We start from the raw sequence: 25,394 nt of genomic DNA on the forward strand, positions 1-25,394 counted from the left end.
AGGTGGAATAAGATGAGTGACACAGCGCGACTCTCAGCCTCGGTCGATGGCTTGCCGCTTTTTGCCGATGGCTTGCATTTAACCGAGCAAGAGCTGCTGGCGTGCCAAAATATCGCCCGCGCTATGCCTGAGCGTTATAGCCGTGCCCGCGCTAATTTAGCGGGCCATCGCAGCAGCTTAATCAAAGGCCGCGGTATGGAGTTTGCCGAGGTGCGCCACTACCAACAGGGCGACGATGTGCGCACCATTGATTGGCGCGTTACCGCTCGTACTGGCACAACTCACACTAAGTTATTTGTCGAAGAACGTGAGCGCCCTATTTTATTGTTAATCGACTTGAGCCAAAGCCTCTATTTTGGTTCGAGTTTATTGCTGCAATCGGTGCAAGCAGGACACCTAGCCACCACCTTAGGTTGGAATGCGATTAACCATGGCGATCGACTCGGCGCCTTGATCGCCTGCGAGTCTGAGCATCTAGAGCTCAAACCCCGCAGCCGTCGTCAGGGCATATTGCAATTGATCTCGGGCCTGCGCCGTGTACACGAAAATCAGCTCAATCATGTTGGCAGTGGCCAGCGCGATCCTGACCATATCTTGCGTGCCTGTCAGCGATTACAACGTATCGCCAAACCCGGCTCCTTAGTTTGGATAGTGACAGATGGCAGCCATTTTAGCCCTCAATGTATCGCGCCTCTCACTGAGCTTAAGCGTCATTGCGATGTGGGCGCCTATCTTATTACCGATCCTCTGCGTCAAGGTACACTGCCGTTACCGCACAACTTTAATTTGCCGGTACGTGATGGGAATGAGGACTTAGTGCTCACCCGCCACAGTTATCAGGCATGGCTCGACATTCAGCTGCGTCAGCAAAGGGACTTTATCGCCATGATGCAGCAACTGCGCGTGCGCACCCAGCTCATAGATGCGGGTGCTCCCCTAGCCCATCAATTGGAATTATTGCGTTAACTATGGATCCAGCAACAGTGAATTCAGAAATAGCAAATCCACAGGCAACAGTACCTATGCCTTCTACGGCGCCAAACCCTGCGCTGGCGGATCTGCAGGATATCATTCATCCCGATCCAATCGGCGCTTGGCCTTGGGCAATCGGTTATTGGTTGGTCCTCGGGCTAGTGATTGCTCTCATCACACTTTTAGTTATCTGGCTAAGAAAACGCGCCCGTGACTTCGCACCGAAAAAAGCCGCTAAACAGTTACTTAATCAGCTCGATAGACAAGCGACTTCCTATGCCTCTGACGTCAACAGCCTATTAAAGCGAACCGCCATGAGTTACCTCAGCAGAGATGCAATAGCCTCCTTAGATGGTGAAGCTTGGGCGACTTGGCTAGACAGCTATTTACCCGCGCCAAAACGCCAACGTATTGGCGCCTTGTTGGCCAAACGTCATCAACCAACGCCGTTGACCTTAGCTGAAGCCAATGAGTTACATGAACTCGCACAAGCTTGGTTGGCATCGAAAGCAACACTGAGTGCGCCTCTGCCGAATCTTGTTCAAGCTAAGGGCTACGTTCAAGCGAGTGGCGACGCTCAAGCTAAGAGCAAAGCGCCAATCCAGCCAGCTGACACCAAACAACCGGAGGCACAATGTTAACAATTGCATGGCCTTGGCTATTGATATTACTGCCTTTACCTTTGATTTTTTGGCGCCAACAAACCGTACAAGTGGATGGTGGCCGGCTGCAATTACCCGGAATAAGCCAAACGGGCAAACAAAGCTTAGCGGCCAACACGCGCCAGAGTCGCAAACGCTACTGGCTGATGTGGTGCCTATTAGTGCTCGCTATTGCTCGTCCGCAATGGCTTGGCGAACCTATAGAACTGCCGAGCCAAGGCCGCGATCTGATGATGGCGGTGGATTTATCCGGCAGTATGCAGATTGAAGACATGGTGGTAAATGGCAAAACCGTTGACCGTTTCACTTTAATTCAGCACGTCGTCAGTGACTTTATCGAACGCCGTAAAGGCGATCGTATCGGTTTAATTCTCTTTGCCGATCACGCCTATTTACAGGCGCCGCTCACCCAAGATAGACGTTCAGTGGCGCAGTTTTTAAAAGAAGCACAAATCGGCTTAGTCGGTAAACAAACCGCCATAGGTGAAGCCATAGGGCTGGCGGTAAAACGCTTCGATAAAATGGACGAGAGTAACAGAGTGTTGATTTTATTGACCGACGGCTCTAACAACGCGGGCAATATTGAGCCGGAGCAAGCGGCGCAAATTGCCGCTAATCGTAAAGTCACTATTTACACTGTCGGTGTCGGTGCCGATGTGATGGAGCGCCGTACACTCTTTGGCCGCGAGCGGGTTAATCCTTCGATGGATCTGGATGAAAACCAACTTAAGCATATCGCCGACGTCACCCACGGCCGTTATTTTCGCGCCCGTAACAGCCAAGAGTTAGACCAGATTTACCAAGAAATCGATAAACTCGAACCTGTGAGTCGCGACCAGTTAAGCTATCGTCCGCAGGCAGATCTGTTCTATTGGCCGCTGGCACTGGCATTACTGACGAGTCTGTGGATTGCCTTAGGTCAATTGCCACTGTTTGCAGCGCGCCGCGTTAAACCCTCTGTCGCAACCACTTCACAGGGGAACATCAAATAATGAGCCTACATTTTATTCGTCCCGAATGGCTACTCGCACTAGTACCGCTAGCCTTAGCCTTGTTGAGTTTATGGCGGCAACACGAGAGCCACAGCGCTTGGAATCGTTATATTGCGCCGCACTTAGCCAAGATATTGGTCACCCAAGGCAATAAGAAATCCCGCCGTCCGTTGCATTTATTAGCCTTCACTTGGTTGATTGCGACCTTAGCACTCGCCGGACCTGCCGTTAATAAACAATCCTTACCTGTGTTTGCCGCCGAGCAAGGCCGCGTACTGGTGATGGACATGTCCGTATCTATGTTCGCCACCGATCTTGCGCCGAATCGGTTAACCCAAGCCAAATTTAGGGCAACGGATCTCCTGCGTAATCTCAAAGAAGGTGAAACTGGTTTAGTCGCCTTTGCAGGCGATGCCTTTACTATTAGCCCATTAACCCGTGATACCGGCACATTACTCAATTTACTGCCGACTTTAAGTCCTGAGATTATGCCCGTTCGTGGTTCAAACTTAGCGGCAGGCTTGACCCAAGCCAAAACGCTACTGGCTCAGGGTGGCCATATTCGCGGTGATATTATCGTGATGACAGATGGCATAACCGCTGCCCAATTTGATGACGCTAACTCGGCATTAAGTGGCACGCAATATCGTCTTGCCGTCGTCGCTTTTGGTACCAGCCAAGGCGCGCCAATTCGTCTACCCGATGGGCAATTACAACGCGACAGCAGCAACGAAGTCGTTGTGGCCAGCACTGATTTCGCTCTGCTGCAAAAACTGGCCGTGAATAACAAAGGCGTTCTGATCCAAAATCGCACCGACGGTAATGATCTCGCCCAATTACAGCAATGGTTAAGCGATGCTGGCGATGCGAAAGCCACAGATCTTGATGGTGAAACTTGGCAGGATCTCGGTCCTTACCTCGCCTTATTATTACTGCTACCCGCCCTTTTCAGCTTTAGACAAGGAATCGTGGCCAGTGTTGGATTTATCACTCTTGCTGGCAGCTTACTGCTCGCGGCTGTGCCTCAGCCAGCCCATGCCAGTGTGTGGGACAATGCCTGGGACAATGTGTGGAAAACCACAGATCAACAAGCGATGCAGGCCTATCAATCCCAGGATTACGCAAACGCCGCTAAGCAGTTTGAGTCGCCCCAATGGCGTGGCAGCGCCCAATACAAAGCCGGTGATTACCAGCAAGCACTAAAAACCTTCGAGCAAGATAGTTCAGCCCAAGGCCTCTACAATCAAGGCAATGCGTTGATGCAACTCGGTAAACCCGATAAGGCCAAGGAGCGCTATCAAGCCGCGCTTGAGAAACAAGCTGATTTCCCTGCGGCCAAGGCCAACCTTGAACTTGCTGAAAAGTTATTGCAGGAACAGCAACAACAGCAAGGTAAAAACGAGCAACAGGATAAGAACCAAGATCAACAAGGCGACCAACAATCCGGTAATCAAAAATCGCAGGATAAACAGCAATCTGACCAAGATAGCGCTCAGAAAAATAAGCAAGATCAAGCAGGGCAAGAGTCTCAGGATCAACAGGACGATGCCAATTCTGAGCAGCAAAAAACGAATGAGCAACAATCTGAGCAAGATAAGCAAAATGGCAATGCTCAGGATAAGCAGGATGAAGCCAAGCAGCAAAATGGCGTGCAGGATGCGCAGGAAAATGAGACGGTAGACAATTCACCTGTAGAAAATGAAGCTAAGATGCAAGCGCAGGCTAAAGCCGATGCTGAAGAGCAAAAGTCAGCAGAACAGGAAAAGCAAAACGTTGCCGCCAAAGAAGCTCCTGAGCAAAATGCGCAAGATAAACAAGAGGCTGCTATGAGTGAATCGGTAGAGGCACCGCCAACCAATAGCGAGCCACTGCCCGCAGAAATGCAGCGAGCACTGAGGGGCGTGAGTGAAGACCCGCAAGTGTTACTGCGCAACAAGATGCAGTTGGAATATCAAAAACGCCGTCAAAATGGCCAAATATCAAAGGATAACGAACAGTGGTGACGAGACAATTTTTTATCCTGCTACTCCTTGCCATCGGAGTCGCTCATCCCGCCTTTGCACTTAGCAAAATTGAGGCCTCGGTCGATCGCAACCCTGTGATGGAGGGCGAATACTTTGTGCTCAACATCAGTGTCGATGACGAAGTCGATACCGGAAAGCTAGACACGTCCGCCCTACTGAAAGATTTTATTGTCGGCCGTACTAGCGTGAGCCGCAGCACGCAAATCATGAACTTCGATGCGGTCAAAGAAACCCGCTGGCAAGTACTGCTCGCACCAAAACAAAAAGGCCAGTTGACCATTCCAGCCTTTAGTATTGACGGCGTCAGCTCATCGCCTATTCCACTACAAGTGGTCGAAACCGGTAGCCAACCCGCACAAATGAATAATCTGTTTATCGACGCCAAAGTGTCAACTGACGAAGCCTATGTCGGTCAATTGATTACCTACAAAGTAAAACTCTATCTAGCGGTAGAATTGCAACGAGGCGTATTGAGCGCACCAGTAATTGAAGGTGGGCAAATCAAACAAATCGGTGAAGATAAGGATGGCTCAGAAATCGTCGATGGACGCCGTTACCGCGTAATTGAACGCACCTATGGCATTATTCCCGACTTACCGGGCCAAATTAATATTAAAGGGGCGACCTTTGCCGGCGATGTACTGGTTGAATCCCAACGCCGCGGCGGTATGTTTGGCTTTAATGAAAGTCGCCCAATGCAAGCGGGAGCACCATCGCTCACGGTGCAAGTCAACCCTGCACCGGCCAGTTTCCAAGGTCAGTGGTTAGTTGCCGATCTTGTCGTATTAAAAGAAACATTTCCGGAGGATATTAACGAGTTTACCGTCGGTAGCCCCATTACCCGCACGATAACGCTTTTAGCCTCAAATGCTGATGAAAATAGTTTGCCCGATATCAGCCAAGCGCTCCCTGAAGAGCTTAAGTTATATCCTGAAAAACCCCAGCGACAGACCTTTGTGCGCGAGGCGCAAATCGTGTCTCAGTACAGTATTTCGTCGGCTATTGTCCCCAGTAAAGCCGGAACGTTTACTTTGCCCGAGGTAAAAATACCTTGGTGGAATCCACACCTTAAACGCCAAGAAACGGCAACACTACCCGCACGTACTATCGTGGTCAAAGGTGGCAGGGTTAGCGATACTCCCGCAGAGCCTACGTGGCAAGCTAACGCTACAACAGACAACGGTTGGTCTTGGGTCAGCAGCGTTTTTGCAACGCTTTGGTTAGTCACAATGATTGTTTGGCTAATCACATTTATCGCTTGGCGCCGCGCCTTAAAAAATCAAATAACCGCCCCTATTGTGCTTAACTCTGCGCCAGCCACAGCTGTAACGAGTTTACAAGGATTAGAGCAAGCCTGTGCTAGTGGCGATGTGAGCCATATAATGTTGCAGTTACAGCGCTATTTCAGCGAATTAGAACAAACGCCGATGACACTCGATAAGATTGCCGAACAATCTTTACCACTCGCACAGGCGATACAGCAACTACAACTAGCCGCCTATGGTGCAAAGGCCGATGTCAACCATACTGATAATGCAACCACAAGTACTAGCAGTGCAAATCAGCACTTAAGTGCCCAGTGCACCGCATTACTTAACGTGGTCAAAGCCTATAAACGTCAACACTCAAAACCCAAGTCAGCACCTTTAAGCCCATTAAATCCGCAATAAACCCTCAATAAAAAAATAGGTTTAATGACATAGAAGCGAGCTCAACCATGCTAAATATTCAACTAAAAGACCAAAAGGTAAAAAATGTTTACTCATTGGCGTAAGAAATCGGCTGAGCCTGCGGTCTCTTCTGACATGCTAAGTAAACAACGACGCTATAACAGCCTAGTCAAGGCACTACATGCCGATATCTTCCGTTATGCCTATTGGCTATGTGGCGATAAACACGTGGCTGAAGACATTACCCAAGAAACATTTTTACGGGCATGGAAAGCATTAGATTCACTCAAAGATGATAAAGCCGCAAAAGCATGGCTAATCACTATTCTGCGGCGTGAAAATGCCCGGCGCTTTGAGCGTAAACAGTTTGATTATTCCGATGTTGAACAAGACACCTTAGAGGACAACATCTCTAATAGCAGTGAAGAACAGACCGAGCAATATTTGATCCGTCGGCAAATCAGTCGGCTTGATATCGAATACCGTGAACCATTGTTACTGCAACTTATTGGTGGCTTTAGCGGCGATGAAATTGCCGAGCTGATGGAGCTTAATCGCAACACTGTGATGACACGTTTATTTCGGGCGAGGAGCCAATTGAAAGAATTACTTGAAAAATCAGAGGTGAGAGGCCAATCCAATGGATGAGCTTAAATTTAGACGTCAAGCCTATGAAAACCCTAACAATCAAGATGCCGACTTTCTGCGTCAAGTAGATGCTAAGCCAGAAAACCAAGCGTTTGTGAATGAACTTAAAAACCTCGATGCTAAACTCTGCAATGCATTGAAGATTGGCGTACCTGAAGATTTAGCCGATAAGCTAATCCTACGCCAGCAATTGCAGCAACATCATAAACAGCGACGCCGAACCGGCTTTCTAATGGCAATGGCAGCTTCAATTGCCTTTACTGTAGGGATAAGTTTTAGTTTATTGCGCCTTGGCCCTGTCGATTTAGCCGAGCATGCTCTGGCCCATGTCTATCATGAAGATATCGCTTTACACTTAGACCAACATGTTGACTTTAAACAAGTTAATGCTCGATTAGCTTCTTTAAAAGACTTTGGCAATGCCAAGTTTACCCAGCAACCCGGCAAAGTGTACTTCACCTCTTATTGCGATTTTCAGGGTGTAAAAAGCTTGCATCTCGTGCTTCAAGGCGAGCAAGGTAAAGTCACCTTATTTATCGTACCGCTGGAAAAACGTATGGTGCTAGATCAAACGTTTGCCGACAGCCAATATCAAGGTATAGGTTTTGAAACTGCTGACGCTTTTATTTTGCTTGTAGGTGAAGATAAATCTGATCTTAACTACGTGAAAAACGAAATAAAAAATATCTTCATTTAACCCCATCATTTTTAAATCTAATCTCCGATATCAATACGCATCGGAGGTTAGATTTTAATCACACATTTATCAGCTAATGGGCGATTGCTCAAACATCTGGTAGCATGCTCGCCACTTTTAAAAATAAAAAGATGGGAAAAGGCAAGATGACGATTGAAACCCCAATTTTAATCACATTTGTTAGCTATTTAGTATTGATGATGGGCATAGGTTTTTGGGCTTATCGTGCTACCGATACTGTTGATGATTATATTTTAGGTGGCCGAAAAATGGGCCCCGCCGTTACTGCGCTCAGTGTGGGTGCATCCGATATGTCTGGTTGGCTATTACTGGGTTTGCCCGGCGCAGTTTACTTAGGTGGTTTAGGTGAAGCGTGGATTGGCATAGGCTTAATTGTTGGCGCTTGGCTAAACTGGTTATTTGTAGCTAAACGCTTGCGCATATACACTCAGCTGGCTGATAACGCACTGACTTTACCTGATTTTTTTGAGAAACGTTTCCACGATACCCAAGGTTATCTCAAGCTCGTGTCTGCCATCACTATTTTAGTATTTTTTACTTTCTATGCTTCTTCAGGCATGGTGGGCGGCGCGATTTTGTTTGAAAAAGTCTTTGGCCTTGATTATACCGTTGCCCTGGTTATTGGCTCTGCCATCATAGTCGGTTACACCTTTATAGGCGGTTTCTTTGCCGTGTGTTGGACGGACTTTTTCCAAGGTTGTTTAATGCTTATTGCCCTATTAATTGTGCCGTTTGCAGTGTTCACTAATCCTGAAAGTCAGGCCGGAATTGAATCAATAGATCCCGCGATGCTGGCACTTGTCAGCGATAAAACCACAGTGTTCGGCATGTTGTCTTTACTTGCGTGGGGGTTAGGCTATTTTGGTCAGCCGCATATTTTATCGCGCTTTATGGCGATAAGCAGTGCCGATGCCCTACCCTTATCGCGCCGTATTGCTATGAGCTGGATGATATTATCTTTGGTAGGTGCGCTGGCAACAGGGATTGCTGGCTCTATCTATTTTGCTAAAGATCCACTGGCAAACCCCGAAACGGTATTTATCCATTTAGCCCAAGCGGCCTTTAATCCTTGGATTGGCGGTTTACTTATCGCGGCTATTTTATCGGCAATTATGAGCACTATCGATTCGCAACTACTGGTTTGCTCAAGCGTTATCACCGAAGACTTCTATCGCAAATGGCTACGCCCACAAGCGGATGATCGCGAGTTAATGATGGTAGGACGTTTAGGCGTACTCGCTATTGCTGTGATTGCTGGCGTGGTGGCACTCAATCCTGACAGTAGCGTACTGAGCTTAGTAAGCTATGCATGGGCTGGTTTTGGCGCTGCATTCGGCCCAGTGGTGTTATTGTCGTTATTTTGGAAACAATATAGCCGTAATGGCGCGATTGCCACTATCATAGTGGGCGCGTTAACCGTGGTTATTTGGAAGCAATTATCGGGTGGAATTTTTGAATTATATGAAATTCTACCAGGCTTTGTACTTGCCTCCCTTGCCGGTATTTTAGTCAGTAAATTATCTGCACCGAGTCCACAAGTGACCGCAGAGTTCGAACAATTTAAATCTGCACTCTAATCTAAACTCTCATTAATAATGTAAAAAGCGTACACATGTACGCTTTTTACATTTTGTAGCGTTTTAACTGACTCTCGAAATACTACAAACTGTTAACGTTAATTAAAACTTCCCATCGTCCCCAAAGCCCTTGATACCAAGCCACTGGCCAGACCATTCAATCATCACACGCCAAAAACCATGATTGAAACACTTTTAATTAACTGAAAATTAACATATTTTACATCTGGTCGGACTTGTTGACAATGCATTCCATCCATAATATGCCAAGGACTAAAAAATGGATTTCGACACTGTACTGGGGAGTTCGGTCGAATAAAAATCCAATACTTATAAAAAATAGAGAGAATAATAGTGAAAAAATTCAACAAAACACTCGTTGCCATTTCGGTCGCATTAGCCAGTACACAAACCTTAGCTGCAGGTTTCCAACTCAACAGCCAATCCGCTACAGGCACTGGCCGTGCATTCTCTGGTGATGCCGTTATCGCCGATAACGCGTCAGTCATATCTCGTAACCCTGCGGCAATGGCCTTATTTGATAAGGATTCACTTTCTGTTGGTTTAACTTATGTCGATGTTTCAGTTGATGTAAAAGACGTGAACTTCGCTGGCGGAGCTGTTGATTTAGGCAGTATCGATGATGCAGGCAGCACTAAGGTCATTCCTAATATTTACTATATCCATCCCATCGATGACAAATTTGCCGTAGGTTTTGCCGCTTTTTCTAATTTTGGTACAGGTACCGATTCAGCCACATTGTCTAAAAATGTTGCTGCTGCACCCTTTGACCTATTAGGTAAAACAGAAGTCACCACAATTAACTTTAATACTAGCCTTTCATACCGCATCAATGACATGTTCAGCATAGGTGCAGGTATTGATGCTGTTTACGGTGAAGGGCGCTTGACACGTGATGCTGGCCTAACACCGCTGGTTGATGTTGATGCCGATGGCTGGGCATTTGGCGGTATCCTTGGCGCAACGATTGAGTTAAATCAGGATAACCGTTTTGGTTTAAGCTACCGCTTTAGCCCAACGGTTAATGTTGAAGGCGATATCGATACTATCTCTACTGCGAATTTAGGATTGGGCGGCCCAACAACACTAGCCACCAGCTTCGATAGCTTAGATGTACCTCTAGCCGATATCTTCCAAGTAGCAGGTTTCCATCAGCTGACGTCTCAATTTGCAGTGCATTACACCGCCCAGTTCACCAAATGGGGGGATTTTGAGCAAATTACTGCTAAAGATGGCGTAGCCACCATTTTACCTGGCCAAGCTGGCGCAGGAACTACCGTTAAAGCGGGTGATATAGCCCTAAAAGAATACCAATGGAAAGATTCATGGTTATTCAGCCTAGGTGGTACTTACACGATTAACGAACAATTTACCGTTCGCGCAGGTTACATGCATGATATGGGTGTGGTTGATGATATTAGCTCAATCTCAATTCCAGATTCAGACCGTAACTGGTTTACTGCGGGTATGAGCTACCATGTTAACCCACAGAACAGCATCGATTTGGGTATCGCCTATGTCAAAGGTGAAGAAGTCCACTTAATTGAGAATAGCGCAATCGCCGGCCCAGTTAATGCGATTACTGAGTCAAGTGCTATGTACTACTCGGTGCAATACAGCTATCAGTTCTAAGATAAGCGCTACATCCCCAAAGCCGCATTGATTGCGGCTTTTTTGTATCATTAATTTAGGGTTTAACAATAATTCAAACTGATATTTTCCATCCTCTCATCCCGCAGGCTTTAAGCGGCGACAATACCGAATAAACCCAGTGCATAACCTCCATTAATTGCGTATTGTAGGCTTAGTTTATTTAATTAAGAGATTATTTTTATGGTAAAAACTAATACCCTTCCAGCCCTTTTACTCGGTGGATTCCTCTGTGTAGGCCTAGTATATGTCGGCCAAACCGCAAGCTCAGCTTTATTACAAATGAAAGCGATGGAGCGTACCGTCACGGTAAAGGGCTTGGCAGAAAAAGAAGTTAAAGCCAATGTCGCTATCTGGCCAATCAATTTTACTGAAGTCGATAATAATCTGCCCAAACTCTACGAGACGGTTCAGAAAAAAACCGACCGTGTGGTGACATTCTTAAAAGAACAGGGCTTTAATGACAGCGAAATTACCATCTCTTTACCGTCCATTGAAGACCGCCAAGCCCAAGGTTATGTAGACCCAAACGTGAGATACCGTTACTCCGCAAAAGTTAATTTATCGGTTTATACTCCACAAATCGATTTGATGCTTAACACCCGTAAACAAATGATTAACTTAGTGAAAGAAGACATAGCAATCGCCAGCCAAGACTATGGTAATAGCGCCGAGTTCCTCTTCACCGACCTCAACTCAGTTAAACCTTTGATGGTGCAAGAAGCAACGCAAAATGGCCGTGAAGTCGCAGAGAAATTTGCCAAAGACTCAGATTCTCGCCTCGGTAAAATTAAAACTGCCAGTCAAGGCCAGTTCACGATTTCAGATCGCGACAGCAGCACACCTTATATTAAACAAATTCGCATTGTCTCCACACTAAGCTATTACTTAAACGATTAGTTATATTGACTTATTGATTGGTAACCTATTAATAATTTGGGAATAAGAGGCATATTGGTCTTATTCCTAAATTAGCCAACCGCATTACATTAAATTTTTCTAATAAATAGTGATTGCCTATTCAACGCAACTCCATTAGAATTTTCTCATGAATAACATCTGGGATAATTTTAATGATGACGTCTATTTTTCGCACTCTGTTCTTACTGCTGCTATTTTCTAGTGCTCAAGCTCAAGCAGCCTCAGTCGACACTATCGACGTTTTAAATAAACCCTATGCTAATTGGGTTACCTTAGATGCCACCATTGAAGCGGTCAAAGCGGCCACTGTGTCGGCACAAACCTCTGGCCGTATCGTCAAGCTCAACTACGATGTTAACGATATCGTCCCCGAAGGCGCTGCCCTACTTGAAATAACCAATAAAGAACAAGGCGCTGAACTGGCAAGCTTTGAAGCTGATCTAGCCAAAGCGAAAGCTTTAAATGTCGAAGCTCAAGCACAATACAAACGTTATAAAGAGCTATTTCCCCAAGGCGCGATTTCTAAGGGCGCGATGGATGAAGCCACCGCTAATGCTAAGGCCACAGAACAAGCCGTCAGTGCAGCACAAGCCCGTGTCATCAAAGCCAACGAATCCTTAAAATACACGGTTGTTTCGGCACCATTTAGTGGCATAGTCACTGAGCGTTTTGTCGAACTTGGCGAAACCGTAAGCCCAGGACAAGCACTACTTTCAGGGTTTTCAGCAAGCCAAATGCGCGCTATTACCCAAGTGCCACAGCGTTACATTAACCAACTTAAAAATTCCCCCGAATTTCTCGTCCGTTTAAGTGATGGGCGCGAGTTCACCTCAACTGACCTCACTATTTTTAGTTTTGCCGATCCCGTCAGCCACAGTTATCAAGTGCGCATTAATCTGCCTGAAAATGAAGCCAATCTTCAACCCGGTACTTGGGCAAAAGCTTCCTTTAAAAATGGCGATCGGGAAAAAATCCAACTGCCCACCTCAGCGTTACTCACAATGAACGAACTGAGCAGTGTTTATTTAAAGCAGGGGGAAGAATTTGTACTCACTCAAGTCCGTGTCACTGAGCCCTTAGATGGCGAGGTAGAAGTGCTGGCGGGCCTTAAGTCGGGCGACAAGGTGGCCGTTGATGCCTACCAAGTGTTGCTCAGCAAGAAGCAATAAATTCCCTAGCGACTTAAGCTTTGTCGAGGTTGTTTTATGAAACATGCTCCAGTACCACAAACCACACTTGGGATTTCCGGACGAATTGCCGCTGCCTTTCAAAATAGCGCCATCACGCCACTATTAGCACTTCTTGGGCTCTTACTGGGCTTATTTGCCATTTTGGTCACGCCAAAAGAAGAAGAGCCACAAATTGATGTCACCTTTGCCGATGTGTTTATCCCTTTTCCCGGCGCGACACCCACTGAAGTTGAAAACTTAGTCACTCTGCCTGCGGAACAAGTGATCTCCGAAATCAAAGGCATAGATACTCTGTACTCGTTCTCCCAACCCGATGGCGCGCTGATCATCGTCATCTTTAAAGTCGGCGTTGCGCGCAATGATGCCATTGTCAGCCTGTACAACCAGATTTATTCCAACATGGATAAATTACCGAGGGGCGCTGGTGTGGGCGATCCGCTAATTAAACCCCGCGGCATCGATGATGTGCCCATTGTCAGTTTGACCTTGTGGTCAAAGGACAGGCAAGTGTCGGCTGAGCAACTGACCCATGTCGCCCTTGGGTTAGAAACCGAAATTAAGCGCATTCCCGGCACCCGCGAAATCTATACCGTTGGCCAGCACGATATGGTGGCCAACATACGTATCGATCCCGCCAAGATGAACAGCTTTAATCTGACCTACGATAAGTTAAGACAAAGTCTGAATGACAATAATATAGTCTCTATGCCTGCATCTTTAGTGCAAGGTAATCAAGAGATTAAAGTTCAAGCTGGACAGTTTTTACAATCCATCGACGATCTCAAACAATTAGTCGTCAGTGTCTATCAGGATAAACAAGGTAAGCATATTCCGATTTATTTGGCAGATATTGCCGAAATCAGCTTAAAAAGTGATATCCCGAAACAGAGCGTTTGGCACGCAGATAAAACCGACATTTATCCCGCTGTCACAATCGCAATTGGTAAACAAGCAGGACAAAATGCCGTCGATATCGCCGACAGTGTGATTGAGCGGATTGCTAAGGTCGACAATGTGTTGATCCCGGCAAATGTCGAAGTCACAGTGTCACGTAACTATGGTGAAACCGCGGCGGATAAATCTAACACCCTTATTTTAAAACTGATTTTTGCCACCAGCGCCGTCGTCGTACTGGTCTTTTTAACCATGGGCGCACGCGAATCCTTAGTCGTGGGTGTGGCCATTATTATCACGCTAGCGATCACCCTTTTCGCCTCTTGGGCGTGGGGATTTACCTTAAACCGCGTGTCTTTGTTCGCCTTGATTTTCTCCATCGGCATCTTGGTCGACGATGCCATAGTCGTGGTCGAAAATATCCACCGGCATATGGCGCTCGGCAAAAAGTCCTTTAGTGAGCTTATCCCTGTGGCGGTCGATGAAGTCGGTGGTCCGACGATTCTGGCGACATTTACAGTTATCGCAGCCTTGCTGCCGATGGCCTTTGTATCGGGCTTAATGGGGCCTTACATGAGCCCTATTCCCATCAACGCCAGTATGGGCATGTTAATTTCTCTGGTGGTTGCCTTTGTAGTCACCCCTTGGCTTAGTCGTAAACTGCTGAAACATAATGACCAACACGACACTACCCAAGCCTCGCACGAGGATGAAGCCGAAACTAAGATGGTGCGCCTCTTCACCCACTTAATTGGTCCTTTCCTACTGGGTAAAAATGCCCGTAAGGCAAGAGTGGGACTCGCCGCTGGCGTGTTTGTATTAATTGGCATAGCCGTCGCGCTCCCTATTGGTCAGCTCGTGGTACTGAAAATGCTGCCCTTCGATAATAAGTCCGAGTTTCAAGTGATGGTGGACATGCCAGAAGGCACTCCCGTAGAGCAAACACAAAGAGTGCTACAGGATTTGAGTCGCTACCTAACAACCGTCCCTGAAGTCGAGCATCTGCAATTGTATGCGGGCACTAACGCGCCAATGAACTTTAACGGCTTAGTGCGCCACTATTTCCTGCGTCACAGCCAAGAGCTTGGCGACATCCAAGTGAACCTAGTGGATAAGAAACACCGCAAGCGCGACAGCCACAGCATAGCGGTATCGGTGCGTGACGAACTGCAGCAAATTGGCGAGCAATATCAAGCCAATATCAAAGTGGTTGAAGTGCCACCAGGGCCGCCAGTGTGGTCGCCGCTGGTTGCCGAAGTGTATGGCCCAAGCCCCGCTATTCGCGAGCAAGCCGCATATGAGATGCAGGCACTGTTCCATGAAACCAAAGATGTGGTCGATATCGATATTTTCTTGCCCGCCGCCCAGCAAAAATGGCAAGTTATGATCGACCGCAGTAAAGCCAGCCTGATGGCCGTGCCTTACAGCAATATTGTCGACTTGATTGCCACCTCAGTTGGCGGCAAAGATGTGAGTTATTTACATCAAGCCCAGCAAAAACAACCGATACCGATCCGTCTGCAATTAAACGAAGGCGCAAAAGTCGATTTAGAGCAAGTGCTGAATATGAAGTTACTGAGCCAAACGGGGCAATCTGTGCCTGTCTCTGAGCTGGTGACCATCAAACGCGGCAAAATCGATGCACCAATTATCCATAAGAATATGATCCCTATGATCATGGTCGTCGCCGATATGTCGGGACCACTGGACAGCCCGCTCTATGGTATGTTCGATATGGCGGGTAAAATTGATGGCACCGATGGCTTAGGGTTTGATCAGCATTATATTAACCAACCCACAGGGTTAGACTCGGTCGCCGTGTTGTGGGATGGCGAATGGAAAATCACCTACGAAACCTTTAGAGACATGGGTATCGCCTATGCCGTTGGCATGATCGCAATTTATCTTTTGGTGGTGGCGCAGTTTAGATCATATCTAGTGCCGCTCATCATCATGGCGCCAATTCCATTGACTGTGATTGGCGTAATGCCTGGACATGCCCTACTCGGTGCCCAATTCACTGCCACATCTATGATAGGCATGATCGCGCTGGCGGGGATTATTGTGCGTAACTCGATATTATTGGTCGATTTTATTAATCAAGAAACCGCATCCGGCGTGCCCTTTGAACGGGCAGTGATCCACTCTGGCGCCGTGCGAGCTAAACCTATCATGCTGACTGCATTTGCAGCCATGATAGGGGCATTGTTTATTCTTGATGACCCTATTTTCAATGGGTTAGCTATTAGTCTGATCTTTGGTATTTTTATCTCGACCATACTGACGTTAATCGTTATTCCAGTGTTGTATTACACGACAATGAAAAATCGCATGCCCCTAAATCAACCACAAAACTAACCACAATAAAGGCCGCTATCCAAACGGTCTCAAGGAGTAAAGTATGTCAATAGAACGCAGCATTATGGCTTTTGCCGGATTGATGGTGTTACTGTCGCTGGTGTTAACCGCCTATGTGCACCACAACTTCTTATGGCTAACCGCATTTGTTGGCGCTAACCTATTACAAAGTGCATTTACTGGTTTTTGCCCTGCCGCCATGGTTTTACGCAAATTAGGTGTAAAATCAGAGGCTGAAATTGCCAAGCAAAGCTAACCTATATAAAGTCAGTGCCTAAAGGTAAAGTGAGCGAAGACCCGCTTAACTAAAGCAAGCTGGTCTAAAACATGTCTTTAAGGAGAGATAAAGTGATCCACAACCTTATTACCCGTGGCCAAAGCCTAATGCGCTTAGCTCTATTAAGCCTATCCTCACTGATGCTAATACCTATGATGGTAAACGCTGCCGTTCAAAATCCAGCCATAGCGTGGGATAAAATTGCAACAGGCGCTATGGTGCTAGATGTTAGAACACCTGAGGAGTTTGCCGAAGGGCATATCGCCAATGCCGTCAACATTCCCTTTGAACAAGTGGCAGAGGAATTTGCTAAGCGTGGCATCGCCAAAGACGCCCCTGTAGTGCTGTATTGTCACAGCGGCCGCCGTAGCAGTATTGCAACCAAAGCCTTAGTCGCTGCGGGATACACGCAAACCTATGATGGTGGCGGTTATTCAAGCTTAGTTGAAGCGCAAAAAGCGCCAGCTAAGTAATGAGCTCCACAAAGTGAGTCTTAACGCGCTAAGGTAATATTTAAAACACAATTTTAATCAGCTAGCTGCTTTTACCCAGCCTATAAATGACAGACTAATAAACTAAAAGCGCCAATAGCTAATGCCGCTCACTCTTAAGTGAAGACATTCGCTATCGGCGCTTTTTAATCAGATGCGTGATTAAATATCTTTAAGGATTTCAGGCTCGATCAGCACGCTGTTTTCGCTATCTGATAGCCAAATTTGGCCTTCACTGATAGAAACCTGCAATGCCATATTACGGCCAACAAAAATTTGCATCGCCGCTACTGACTCTTCGGCAATATTCCATACTTTAAGATTTTGATAACGCTCTAACGTTTGCTGATTTTGCTTCCACCAAATTGGTACGCTGCGACCACCATAGGTAAATAACTGCACCACTTTGGCACGGCCACTGGCCTTTCTCAGCCATTTTTCATCAGCTTGACCAAACTCAACCCACAACTCAATTTCACCGGATAAGGTTTTATCCCACAGTTCAGGCTCGTCCTCAACGCACATACCTTTACTAAAATTTAAGCTTTCACTGGCATTAATAATAAACGCCAATAAACGTACCATCATGCGGCCATCGGTTTCTGAAGGATGCTGGGCCAATGTTAGCTGATGATCTTGGTAATAATGTCGATCCATATCGGCAATCTGTAAATTGACCTTAAACACGGTCGCTTTGGGAGCCATAGTCATCCTAAGTGCAGAGTAAGTGCAGAGTGAAATCCTAAAAAAGCGAAATCCTAAAATAAGGTCGCTGAGTCTACCTGAGACTCAGTGTTAGCTCAAACGAACAATGGCACATTGAGTATTAAAGCGCACCTTGGCGTAAATGTTTGGCCATAGGGAAATGCGCTTTTAACTGATTGATTTTTTGCGTATCTGCCACTAACAACATGCGTATGCCTTGCTCATATTGTTGACTCAATTCACTAAGTGCAGGTAAAAAACCACGATTAGCATCACGGCGTACGAGTTCAGTCAGTGCATCACTCACCTCCTCTTGGCTATATACCCAATCGAGCCGTTGTAATAGCGGTATCGCCGCGAGCGGTAATAAGTCAATTTGGGTAGCATCATCGATTAGCAATATTTCACCACGACTAACTAAATGATCAAACGCATTGTGATAATGTTCGGCAGTACGACTATCAAAACGGTCGCCATTGGTATCGAAAAAGCGTTCCCAAAATAAGCGTCGTTTTGATGTTGAATCGAGTTTATCTTGCACTTCTACACGTCTATCGGCGACAAAATCAAATAAAGGCTTAAGTGATTGCGGCAAGCTGGTCTCTAAACGTGAGCGAATGGTACGCGCAAATACCGGCGCGGCGCCCGCAGTGCTTATGGCCACCACTAAACGACCACGATCGACAATGGATGGGGTAATAAAACGGCAAAATGCAGGATTATCAACGGCGTTAACCCAAATGCCCCGCGCGGTGGCTAGGGTCGCCAACTCGGCATTTAAACTGTCATTGGCGGTGGCTAAATAGACTAAATCATAGTTTTGAATATCGGCGTGGACCACTTCACGCTGGGATAGCAGAATACGGCCCGTATCCGCATAACCCCGCACTTCAGGATTAATCTCTGGGGCTATCACGTGAATATTAGCCTCGGTACGTGTTAATAGTGCTAGCTTACGACTGGCCACATCGCCCGCCCCCACCAGCAAGACATTCAAATTAACTGTATCGATAAATAAGGGGAAATATTGCATTGAAATAGGTCCTAGACGCTTAATCCTGTACAACAGGTAATTGTCGCTGTATCCAGCCCTTATAACCACCCACCATAGAGGCAACACGGGTATAGCCCATAAGTTGAAGATTATGGGCCGCTAAAGCTGAGCGCGCACCACCTGCGCAGTAGAGCAAAATGGGAGTATTTTTATCGGGGAAACGTGCTTCAATATCACGCTCTAAAATACCTCGACTTAAATGTTGAGCTTGGGGTAAATGATCCTGTAGCCACTCGCGATCCTCTCGCACATCAATTAAATGCCAGCTGTCATCTAATTGATAAGCTTCTATGGTCACTTCGGTTATTTTAGGCAGAATAGCATTAACAAGAGCGGAAAAGGCATTGGGGTGCTGCATCACAGACTCCTAGGTAAGATATTGAATGATGCGAATAAAGTCAGCTTATCAACAAAGTGTAATGCGCTCATCTCGCTCAAGCAATCTTTTTTGCGGCACCATTTAGCTAAGGAATTAACCAACTAAGATTAAGTACTTAGATTAATTATGGCTTTCACTGCGCTCCGAGCTGCACTGCCAACAAAGCTCAAAACTGCCCTCATTGGTCTCATGGCACAATACACATTGCCATTGCGGACTTTCAACATCCAAGGCATTTAATTGAATTTGCGCTGGCCCATGTTGTGATTCCCTCACCCATAACTCCACATTTTGCATTCCGGTTGGGAGTTCACCTACGCCACCTAACAACGCTTCACCTCTGAGTTCAACATGAATACCACAGGTTTCTAATAAACCTTTCCATGTGTGGGCTTGCAATAAGTTACCACCTGCCACTAATACCTTACGTTCTTCCATGGGACATCCTACGGCTACTAGTCTCTAAATAAGGGTTGCCGACATCCTACTGCTAAATAGCCGAGCGTGTCGAGTGCTGTTTTTTACATCATTCATTAATAGCGTTAACAATGACTTTCTACTCAACAAAGTATAATGAGATACTGATTTTGCAAGCAACATGCATCATCCACTCTAACATTTGCGTAAAAAAAACCACCCGAAGGTGGCTTTTACTCCAACTTAGCTGTTAAGGCATCATTGGCGGTTGATCTGCGCCTTCTTTCTCTATCTCAACTGGCATCATGTGTTCACGATTGATACCCAGTTTCACGGCTAAGAAACTTGCCACATAAATAGAAGAATAAGTACCCACAAAAATCCCCATCAGCAATGCAGTCGCAAAGCCATGGATCATAGTGCCCCCCTTAAGGAACAAGGCCACAACCGTCACTAAAGTCGTACCTGTGGTGATAATCGTCCGGCTCATCGTTTGAGTAATAGAAACGTTGACTATTTCTTCAGGTTCGCTCTTGCGCATCTTAAGGAAGTTTTCACGGATACGGTCAAATACCACGATAGTATCGTTAAGTGAATAACCTACAACCGTCAATAGACCCGCTAAAACGGTCAAATCGAATTCCAATTGGAATACCGAAAATACCCCTAAGGTTACAATCACGTCGTGTGCGAGAGCTGCCACAGAACCAAAAGCTAAGCGCCATTCAAAACGAAATGACACATAGATCATGATACAAATCAGCGCGACTAATACCGCTAAAGCACCTTGTTCAGCCAGTTCTTTACCCACTTGTGGGCCAACAAACTCAACACGCTTTTGCTGTACTTGTGGATCAACTTTCTGTGCGGCTTCCATGACGGATTTAACTTGCACATCACTTTTAACGCCTTCTTTCACCTGTAAACGTACTAATACGTCACGGCTAGAACCGAAGTTTTGCACAATGGCGCCTTCGGAATCAGGCGTTGTCAGTTGCACACGCAGTGCGTTTAAATCAACAGGCTGAGTAAACTCCATTTCAACGACGGTGCCGCCAGTGAAATCAAGCCCCCAGTTAATGCCATTGACAGCAAGCGATACCAGCGATGCCAGCACCAATACAGCCGACATAATACTGATAGGCAATGCATGACGGAGGAAGTTTACCGTATGTTTTAAAGATAAAATTTCAATCATTATCACTTCCCCTTAGATAGACAGAGTCTTCACGCGCTTACCACCCCAAATCGCGTTAACGATTGAGCGAGTACCCACGATAGCGGTGAACATAGAAGTGGCAATACCTATCATTAGGGTCACCGCGAAACCTTTAATCGCACCGGTTCCTACAGCAAACAAAATGAGTGCAGTGATAAAGGTGGTGATGTTAGCATCCGCAATAGTTGAAAATGCGTTGCCATAACCTTCATGGATAGCTTGCTGTACACTACGACCTGCGCGTAACTCTTCACGGATACGCTCATAAATCAGTACGTTGCCGTCAACTGCCATACCCACAGTCAACACCATACCGGCAATACCGGGTAGGGTTAACACAGCGCCTGGGATCATCGACATAACGCCGACAACCATAACTAAGTTTGCGGTTAAAGCGAGGTTTGCGATAAAACCAAAGGCACGGTAGTAAACCAACATAAAGAGTAAGACAATCGCCATACCCCATACCATAGCTTGCACACCACTTTGAATGTTTTCAGCACCTAAGCTTGGACCAATAGTACGTTCTTCAACAATCGATACCGGTGCAATCAGGGCACCTGCACGCAGTAATAGCGCGAGGTTTTGCGCTTCACCATGGCTTAAGCCAGTGATCACAAAGTTACGGCCTAAGCGAGCTTGAATAGTTGCAACAGAAATCACTTCTTGGATTTTGTGCATCTTAACGCTACCGTCGGCATTACGCTCACCACTGTCTTTATACTCGATGAACAAAGTGGCCATAGGCTTACCTATGTTGTCTTTGGTCACGTCAGAGAAAATGGTACCGCCTTTCGCGTCTAAGTTAATGCTTACCTGTGGACGACTATACTGGTCAAAGCTAGGCTGTGCGCCAGTGATATGATCACCCGTCAGCATCACTTCTTTTTTCAATATAACAGTGCCACCTTCGCGGCGAGGATACACTTCAGAACCTGCAGGTACACGACCTGATTGCGCAGCATTAGGATCAGCTTTGTCATCCACCATGTGAAATTCTATCGATGCTGTCGCACCTAAGATTTCCTTGGCACGAGCGGTATCTTGCACCCCTGGCAGCTCAACGATAATGCGCTCAGCGCCTTGACGTTGTACAACCGGTTCAGCCACACCTAACTCGTTAACACGATTACGAATAGTGGTAATGTTCTGTTGCAGTGCTTCTTCTTTAACTTGCTTGATATAGGTTTCGCTCATGACAGCTTGCAGGGCAAAATCTTCACCACGGCTCACATCACTAAAAACCATATCGTTACTGCGAGTCTTAAGGAAACGTTCCGCACTGGCTAGACTTTCAGCATCACGAAATTTAATTTCGATACCCGCAGCATTATTACGAATGCCGGCATAACGAATTTTTTCTTCACGTAATTGTGAACGGAAATCAGCAACTTTAGCTTCTTCCATCTTACGAATCGCTTCGCCCATGTCCACTTCCATGAGGAAATGCACACCACCGCGAAGGTCAAGACCGAGCTTCATTGGGCTGCCGCCCATGGACTCAAGCCACTTAGGTGTTGCAGGCGCTAAGTTTAGCGCTACTGTAAACTTGTCACCTAGGCTATCTGCAATCACTTCTTTAGCCAGTAGTTGTTGCTCCGGATTTTGCACTCGGACCAACAACTGACCTTTTTCAAGCTCAGAGCGCTTTACCGCAATGCCCTTACTGGCTAACAGCTCGTTCACACTGGCTTGGGTCGATGCGGTAACTTCAGCACCTCGAGTCGCCACCACTTGCACCGCGTGATCTTCACCAAAAAGGTTCGGTACGGCATAGAAACAACCTATGGCAATGACGAGCATCACCATAATGTTTTTCCACATTGGGTATTTATTTAACACGCCTGAGCCCTCTTGGCTTACAACGACTGGATAGAGCCCTTAGGCAATACAGCTGCAATATAGTCTTTTTTGATCGTGATTTGCGTCGTGTCGTTCAAGCTCAGTAACACGTAATCGCTTTCGTCGCTGATTTTTGCAACTTTGCCTAAAATTCCGCCACTGGTTAACACTTCATCGCCTTTGCCAATAGATGACATGAGGTTTTTGTGCTCTTTAACGCGTTTTGATTGTGGACGGAAAATCATGAAATAGAAAATCAAGCCGAAAATCGCCAGCATGAAAATCAGTTCCATCGTGCCGCCACCTTGTGGTGCACCAGCAGCGCTTGCGTATGCATTTGAAATAAACATAGTTCTCTCTTTTTATTAGCAAAAAATCAATCGACTAACTCTGGTACTTCGCGACCTTGACTGGTATAGAAGTCCTTTACAAAGGCGTCTAATGTACCCGTCTCAATCGCACCGCGCAAACCTTCCATTAACATTTGATAGTATCTCAAATTGTGCATGGTGTTTAAACGCGCACCCAGAATCTCATTACAACGATCTAAGTGGTAAAGGTATGCCCGCGAATAGTTTTTACAGGTATAACAATCACACTTAGTATCAAGTGGTGAGGTGTCATCTCGATGACGCGCATTGCGTATTTTGATTACACCTTCACTCGTAAACAGATGACCGTTTCGAGCATTACGGGTTGGCATCACACAGTCAAACATGTCAACACCGCGACGTACGCCTTCAACGAGATCTTCTGGTTTACCGACCCCCATCAGATAGCGAGGTTTGTCAGCAGGAATTTGCGGACAAATATGCTCAAGAATGCGATGCATATCTGCTTTAGGCTCACCTACGGCCAAACCACCGACGGCATAACCGTCAAAACCGATATCGACTAAGCCTTTTAAGCTTTCATCGCGTAAATCTTCATACACACCGCCCTGAATAATACCGAACAGAGAGTTAGGGTTCTCTAAACGGTCAAATTCATCGCGCGAACGCTTCGCCCAACGCAAAGACATTTGCATTGATTTGCGCGCTTCATCTTCAGTGGCGGGATACGGAGTACATTCGTCAAAAATCATCACCACATCACTGCCCAACGCATCTTGAATTTGCATTGATTTTTCAGGATCTAAGAAGATTTTTTCGCCATTAATAGGCGAACGAAAATGCACTCCTTCTTCAGTGATTTTGCGAATATCACCAAGACTAAATACTTGGAAACCACCCGAATCAGTTAATATTGGACGCTGCCAGTTCATAAAATCATGCAAGTCACCGTGCTTACGCATGATTTCTTCGCCTGGACGCAACCATAAATGGAAGGTGTTACCGAGCAGAATGTCAGCTCCAGTAGCACGTACTTCTTCTGGCGTCATACCTTTAACCGTGCCGTAGGTTCCCACAGGCATAAAAGCGGGAGTTTCAACTGTACCACGGTCAAAAATCAACCGACCACGGCGTGCGCGGCCGTCGGTAGTATCTAATTCAAATTTCATAATTCACCTCGCCAGAAAAACAGTCTGACTACATTTTTAATGGCCAATGCCATTTTGATTAACAATAGAGATGGGGACAATGCAAAAAGGTTCAACCTTTCGATAAAATAAATTTGCCGCCTATACTCACTGTGGGCGGCTATTTTAAAGCAAAATCATACTCTAGTGGGCTTTTTTCGTCACAAACATGGCATCACCATAACTAAAAAAGCGATATTTTTGCGCAATAGCATGTTGATATGCTGCCATAACATGATCAAAACCCGCAAAGGCGGACACTAACATGATCAAGGTAGATTCTGGCAAATGGAAGTTAGTCACCATGGCATCAACCACTTGGAACTGATAACCAGGATAAATAAAGATATCAGTATCACCACTGAAGGCTTTGAGTTCACCCTCACCTGCGCGTGCCGCACTTTCTAAGGAACGTACAGATGTTGTACCAACAGCCACGACGCGTTTACCCGCCGCTTTGGTTTGCACGATTAAATCGACCACATCCTGCGGTACATTGGCCCATTCAGAATGCATCTTGTGCTCAAGAATAGTGTCAACGCGTACGGGCTGGAAAGTTCCTGCGCCGACATGCAAGGTCACAAAGGCAATATTAACGCCCTTAGCCTTTAATGCTTCAAGCATCGCATCGTCAAAATGCAAGCCAGCCGTCGGCGCTGCAACTGCACCGGGATTTTGGTTATATACGGTTTGATAACGCTCTTTGTCGGCATCTTCGTCGGGTCTGTCGATATAAGGCGGTAATGGCATGTGCCCTACTGCTTCGAGCACTTCTAAGATAGTCAACTCAGCTAACAGCTCAAGTTCAAACAAGGTATCGTGGCGTGCCACCATCTTCATTTGATAACCACCATCTAGGTGGATTAATGAATCGACTTTGGGGGATTTAGAGCTGCGAACATGGGCGAGAATACGCTTATCATCAAGTATACGCTCAACTAAGATCTCTAACTTACCGCCACTGGCTTTTTGACCAAACATGCGCGCGGGGATCACTCGGGTATTATTGAATACCATTAAATCGCCAGGATTAATCATCCCCAGTAGATCGGTAAATTGTTTATCACCTAACGCGCCAGAGTTGCCATTTAAAGTAAGTAGGCGTGATGCATTACGCTGCGCCATAGGATAGCGAGCGATCAGCTCATCGGGGAGATCGAAAGAAAAGTCAGCAACGCGCATAGTGGCCTCAAG

At 46.3% G+C, this 25,394-nt stretch carries 23 protein-coding genes; 14 read left to right on the forward strand and 9 right to left on the reverse strand.

Annotated features, from left to right (window positions below; genetic code table 11):
- Positions 1-12: 12 nt before the first annotated feature.
- The 14 genes from ACRN9H_RS07410 (at position 13) to ACRN9H_RS07475 (ending at position 17,047) form a co-directional block, all read left to right on the forward strand.
- Entirely contained in the window at positions 13-966 is a 954-nt protein-coding gene (locus tag ACRN9H_RS07410) for a DUF58 domain-containing protein (protein ID WP_432313123.1), read from the forward strand.
- A gap of 2 nt (positions 967-968) precedes the next feature.
- Positions 969-1,613, forward strand: coding sequence for a DUF4381 domain-containing protein (locus ACRN9H_RS07415; protein ID WP_432313124.1), 645 nt, complete (start codon positions 969-971; stop codon positions 1,611-1,613).
- On the forward strand, positions 1,607-2,626 hold the full coding sequence (locus ACRN9H_RS07420; protein ID WP_432313125.1) for a vWA domain-containing protein: 1,020 nt from the start codon (positions 1,607-1,609) through the stop codon (positions 2,624-2,626). The genes ACRN9H_RS07415 and ACRN9H_RS07420 overlap by 7 nt, the downstream gene beginning before the upstream one ends.
- Positions 2,626-4,629: a VWA domain-containing protein gene (locus ACRN9H_RS07425; protein ID WP_432313126.1), complete on the forward strand. Its 2,004-nt coding sequence runs from the start codon at positions 2,626-2,628 to the stop codon at positions 4,627-4,629. The genes ACRN9H_RS07420 and ACRN9H_RS07425 overlap by 1 nt, the downstream gene beginning before the upstream one ends.
- On the forward strand, positions 4,623-6,320 hold the full coding sequence (locus tag ACRN9H_RS07430; RefSeq protein ID WP_432313127.1) for a BatD family protein: 1,698 nt from the start codon (positions 4,623-4,625) through the stop codon (positions 6,318-6,320). The genes ACRN9H_RS07425 and ACRN9H_RS07430 overlap by 7 nt, the downstream gene beginning before the upstream one ends.
- Before the next feature lie 84 nt (positions 6,321-6,404).
- A complete protein-coding gene (locus ACRN9H_RS07435; RefSeq protein WP_432313128.1) occupies positions 6,405-6,968 on the forward strand; it encodes a sigma-70 family RNA polymerase sigma factor in 564 nt (187 codons plus the stop codon).
- On the forward strand, positions 6,961-7,665 hold the full coding sequence (locus ACRN9H_RS07440) for a DUF3379 domain-containing protein (RefSeq protein ID WP_432313129.1): 705 nt from the start codon (positions 6,961-6,963) through the stop codon (positions 7,663-7,665). Before ACRN9H_RS07435 ends, ACRN9H_RS07440 begins: the two co-directional genes overlap by 8 nt.
- 146 nt (positions 7,666-7,811) lie before the next feature.
- On the forward strand, positions 7,812-9,263 hold the full coding sequence (gene putP / locus ACRN9H_RS07445; protein WP_432313130.1) for a sodium/proline symporter PutP: 1,452 nt from the start codon (positions 7,812-7,814) through the stop codon (positions 9,261-9,263).
- A 354-nt stretch (positions 9,264-9,617) separates the two neighbouring features.
- Positions 9,618-10,916 carry an OmpP1/FadL family transporter gene (locus ACRN9H_RS07450; RefSeq protein WP_432313131.1) on the forward strand — a complete coding sequence of 433 codons (1,299 nt, stop codon included), beginning with the start codon at positions 9,618-9,620 and terminating at the stop codon, positions 10,914-10,916.
- A 201-nt stretch (positions 10,917-11,117) separates the two neighbouring features.
- Positions 11,118-11,834 carry an SIMPL domain-containing protein gene (locus ACRN9H_RS07455; protein ID WP_432313132.1) on the forward strand — a complete coding sequence of 239 codons (717 nt, stop codon included), beginning with the start codon at positions 11,118-11,120 and terminating at the stop codon, positions 11,832-11,834.
- A gap of 176 nt (positions 11,835-12,010) precedes the next feature.
- Positions 12,011-13,024 carry an efflux RND transporter periplasmic adaptor subunit gene (locus ACRN9H_RS07460; RefSeq protein WP_432313155.1) on the forward strand — a complete coding sequence of 338 codons (1,014 nt, stop codon included), beginning with the start codon at positions 12,011-12,013 and terminating at the stop codon, positions 13,022-13,024.
- 36 nt (positions 13,025-13,060) lie between these two features.
- A complete protein-coding gene (locus tag ACRN9H_RS07465; protein WP_432313133.1) occupies positions 13,061-16,297 on the forward strand; it encodes an efflux RND transporter permease subunit in 3,237 nt (1,078 codons plus the stop codon).
- 43 nt (positions 16,298-16,340) lie between these two features.
- Positions 16,341-16,553, forward strand: a complete 213-nt coding sequence (locus ACRN9H_RS07470) for a YgaP family membrane protein (protein WP_432313134.1) — start codon at positions 16,341-16,343, stop codon at positions 16,551-16,553.
- 92 nt (positions 16,554-16,645) lie between these two features.
- Positions 16,646-17,047 (forward strand): rhodanese-like domain-containing protein, encoded by a 402-nt coding sequence (locus ACRN9H_RS07475; protein WP_432313135.1) that lies wholly within the window; start codon positions 16,646-16,648, stop codon positions 17,045-17,047.
- A gap of 180 nt (positions 17,048-17,227) precedes the next feature.
- Here ACRN9H_RS07475 and ACRN9H_RS07480 read toward each other — a convergent pair whose 3' ends face one another.
- The 9 genes from ACRN9H_RS07480 to queA form a co-directional block, all read right to left on the reverse strand.
- Entirely contained in the window at positions 17,228-17,770 is a 543-nt protein-coding gene (locus ACRN9H_RS07480; RefSeq protein WP_432313136.1) for a YaeQ family protein, read from the reverse strand.
- A gap of 121 nt (positions 17,771-17,891) precedes the next feature.
- Complete coding sequence (locus ACRN9H_RS07485; protein ID WP_432313137.1) at positions 17,892-18,803, reverse strand: precorrin-2 dehydrogenase/sirohydrochlorin ferrochelatase family protein; 912 nt, start codon at positions 18,801-18,803, stop codon at positions 17,892-17,894.
- Between the two features lie 19 nt (positions 18,804-18,822).
- Entirely contained in the window at positions 18,823-19,182 is a 360-nt protein-coding gene (locus tag ACRN9H_RS07490) for a rhodanese-like domain-containing protein (RefSeq protein ID WP_432313138.1), read from the reverse strand.
- A gap of 141 nt (positions 19,183-19,323) precedes the next feature.
- Positions 19,324-19,641, reverse strand: a complete 318-nt coding sequence (locus tag ACRN9H_RS07495) for a putative signal transducing protein (protein WP_432306256.1) — start codon at positions 19,639-19,641, stop codon at positions 19,324-19,326.
- A 229-nt stretch (positions 19,642-19,870) separates the two neighbouring features.
- On the reverse strand, positions 19,871-20,818 hold the full coding sequence (gene secF, locus ACRN9H_RS07500) for a protein translocase subunit SecF (RefSeq protein ID WP_432313139.1): 948 nt from the start codon (positions 20,816-20,818) through the stop codon (positions 19,871-19,873).
- A gap of 12 nt (positions 20,819-20,830) precedes the next feature.
- On the reverse strand, positions 20,831-22,681 hold the full coding sequence (secD, locus tag ACRN9H_RS07505) for a protein translocase subunit SecD (RefSeq protein WP_220774402.1): 1,851 nt from the start codon (positions 22,679-22,681) through the stop codon (positions 20,831-20,833).
- Between the two features lie 17 nt (positions 22,682-22,698).
- Complete coding sequence (gene yajC, locus ACRN9H_RS07510; RefSeq protein ID WP_432313140.1) at positions 22,699-23,031, reverse strand: preprotein translocase subunit YajC; 333 nt, start codon at positions 23,029-23,031, stop codon at positions 22,699-22,701.
- 26 nt (positions 23,032-23,057) lie between these two features.
- Positions 23,058-24,182, reverse strand: coding sequence for a tRNA guanosine(34) transglycosylase Tgt (tgt, locus tag ACRN9H_RS07515; RefSeq protein ID WP_220774403.1), 1,125 nt, complete (start codon positions 24,180-24,182; stop codon positions 23,058-23,060).
- A 162-nt stretch (positions 24,183-24,344) separates the two neighbouring features.
- Positions 24,345-25,382, reverse strand: coding sequence for a tRNA preQ1(34) S-adenosylmethionine ribosyltransferase-isomerase QueA (queA, locus tag ACRN9H_RS07520; protein ID WP_432313141.1), 1,038 nt, complete (start codon positions 25,380-25,382; stop codon positions 24,345-24,347).
- Positions 25,383-25,394 lie beyond the last annotated feature (12 nt).

Source organism: Shewanella sp. MF08487 (assembly GCF_050848685.1).
Classification (GTDB): Bacteria; Pseudomonadota; Gammaproteobacteria; order Enterobacterales; family Shewanellaceae; genus Shewanella; species Shewanella glacialipiscicola.

Bases quoted from the DNA above. Each gene is read 5' to 3' on its own strand.
- ACRN9H_RS07410 (WP_432313123.1), top strand. From the start codon at position 13: ATGAGTGACACAGCGCGACTCTCAGCCTCGGTCGATGGCTTGCCGCTT.
- ACRN9H_RS07415 (WP_432313124.1), top strand. From the start codon at position 969: ATGGATCCAGCAACAGTGAATTCAGAAATAGCAAATCCACAGGCAACA.
- ACRN9H_RS07420 (WP_432313125.1), top strand. From the start codon at position 1,607: ATGTTAACAATTGCATGGCCTTGGCTATTGATATTACTGCCTTTACCT.
- ACRN9H_RS07425 (WP_432313126.1), top strand. From the start codon at position 2,626: ATGAGCCTACATTTTATTCGTCCCGAATGGCTACTCGCACTAGTACCG.
- ACRN9H_RS07435 (WP_432313128.1), top strand. From the start codon at position 6,405: ATGTTTACTCATTGGCGTAAGAAATCGGCTGAGCCTGCGGTCTCTTCT.
- ACRN9H_RS07440 (WP_432313129.1), top strand. From the start codon at position 6,961: ATGGATGAGCTTAAATTTAGACGTCAAGCCTATGAAAACCCTAACAAT.
- putP (WP_432313130.1), top strand. From the start codon at position 7,812: ATGACGATTGAAACCCCAATTTTAATCACATTTGTTAGCTATTTAGTA.
- ACRN9H_RS07455 (WP_432313132.1), top strand. From the start codon at position 11,118: ATGGTAAAAACTAATACCCTTCCAGCCCTTTTACTCGGTGGATTCCTC.
- ACRN9H_RS07460 (WP_432313155.1), top strand. From the start codon at position 12,011: ATGACGTCTATTTTTCGCACTCTGTTCTTACTGCTGCTATTTTCTAGT.
- ACRN9H_RS07465 (WP_432313133.1), top strand. From the start codon at position 13,061: ATGAAACATGCTCCAGTACCACAAACCACACTTGGGATTTCCGGACGA.
- ACRN9H_RS07470 (WP_432313134.1), top strand. From the start codon at position 16,341: ATGTCAATAGAACGCAGCATTATGGCTTTTGCCGGATTGATGGTGTTA.
- ACRN9H_RS07480 (WP_432313136.1), bottom strand. From the start codon at position 17,770: ATGGCTCCCAAAGCGACCGTGTTTAAGGTCAATTTACAGATTGCCGAT.
- ACRN9H_RS07485 (WP_432313137.1), bottom strand. From the start codon at position 18,803: ATGCAATATTTCCCCTTATTTATCGATACAGTTAATTTGAATGTCTTG.
- ACRN9H_RS07490 (WP_432313138.1), bottom strand. From the start codon at position 19,182: ATGCAGCACCCCAATGCCTTTTCCGCTCTTGTTAATGCTATTCTGCCT.
- ACRN9H_RS07495 (WP_432306256.1), bottom strand. From the start codon at position 19,641: ATGGAAGAACGTAAGGTATTAGTGGCAGGTGGTAACTTATTGCAAGCC.
- secF (WP_432313139.1), bottom strand. From the start codon at position 20,818: ATGATTGAAATTTTATCTTTAAAACATACGGTAAACTTCCTCCGTCAT.
- yajC (WP_432313140.1), bottom strand. From the start codon at position 23,031: ATGTTTATTTCAAATGCATACGCAAGCGCTGCTGGTGCACCACAAGGT.
- tgt (WP_220774403.1), bottom strand. From the start codon at position 24,182: ATGAAATTTGAATTAGATACTACCGACGGCCGCGCACGCCGTGGTCGG.
- queA (WP_432313141.1), bottom strand. From the start codon at position 25,382: ATGCGCGTTGCTGACTTTTCTTTCGATCTCCCCGATGAGCTGATCGCT.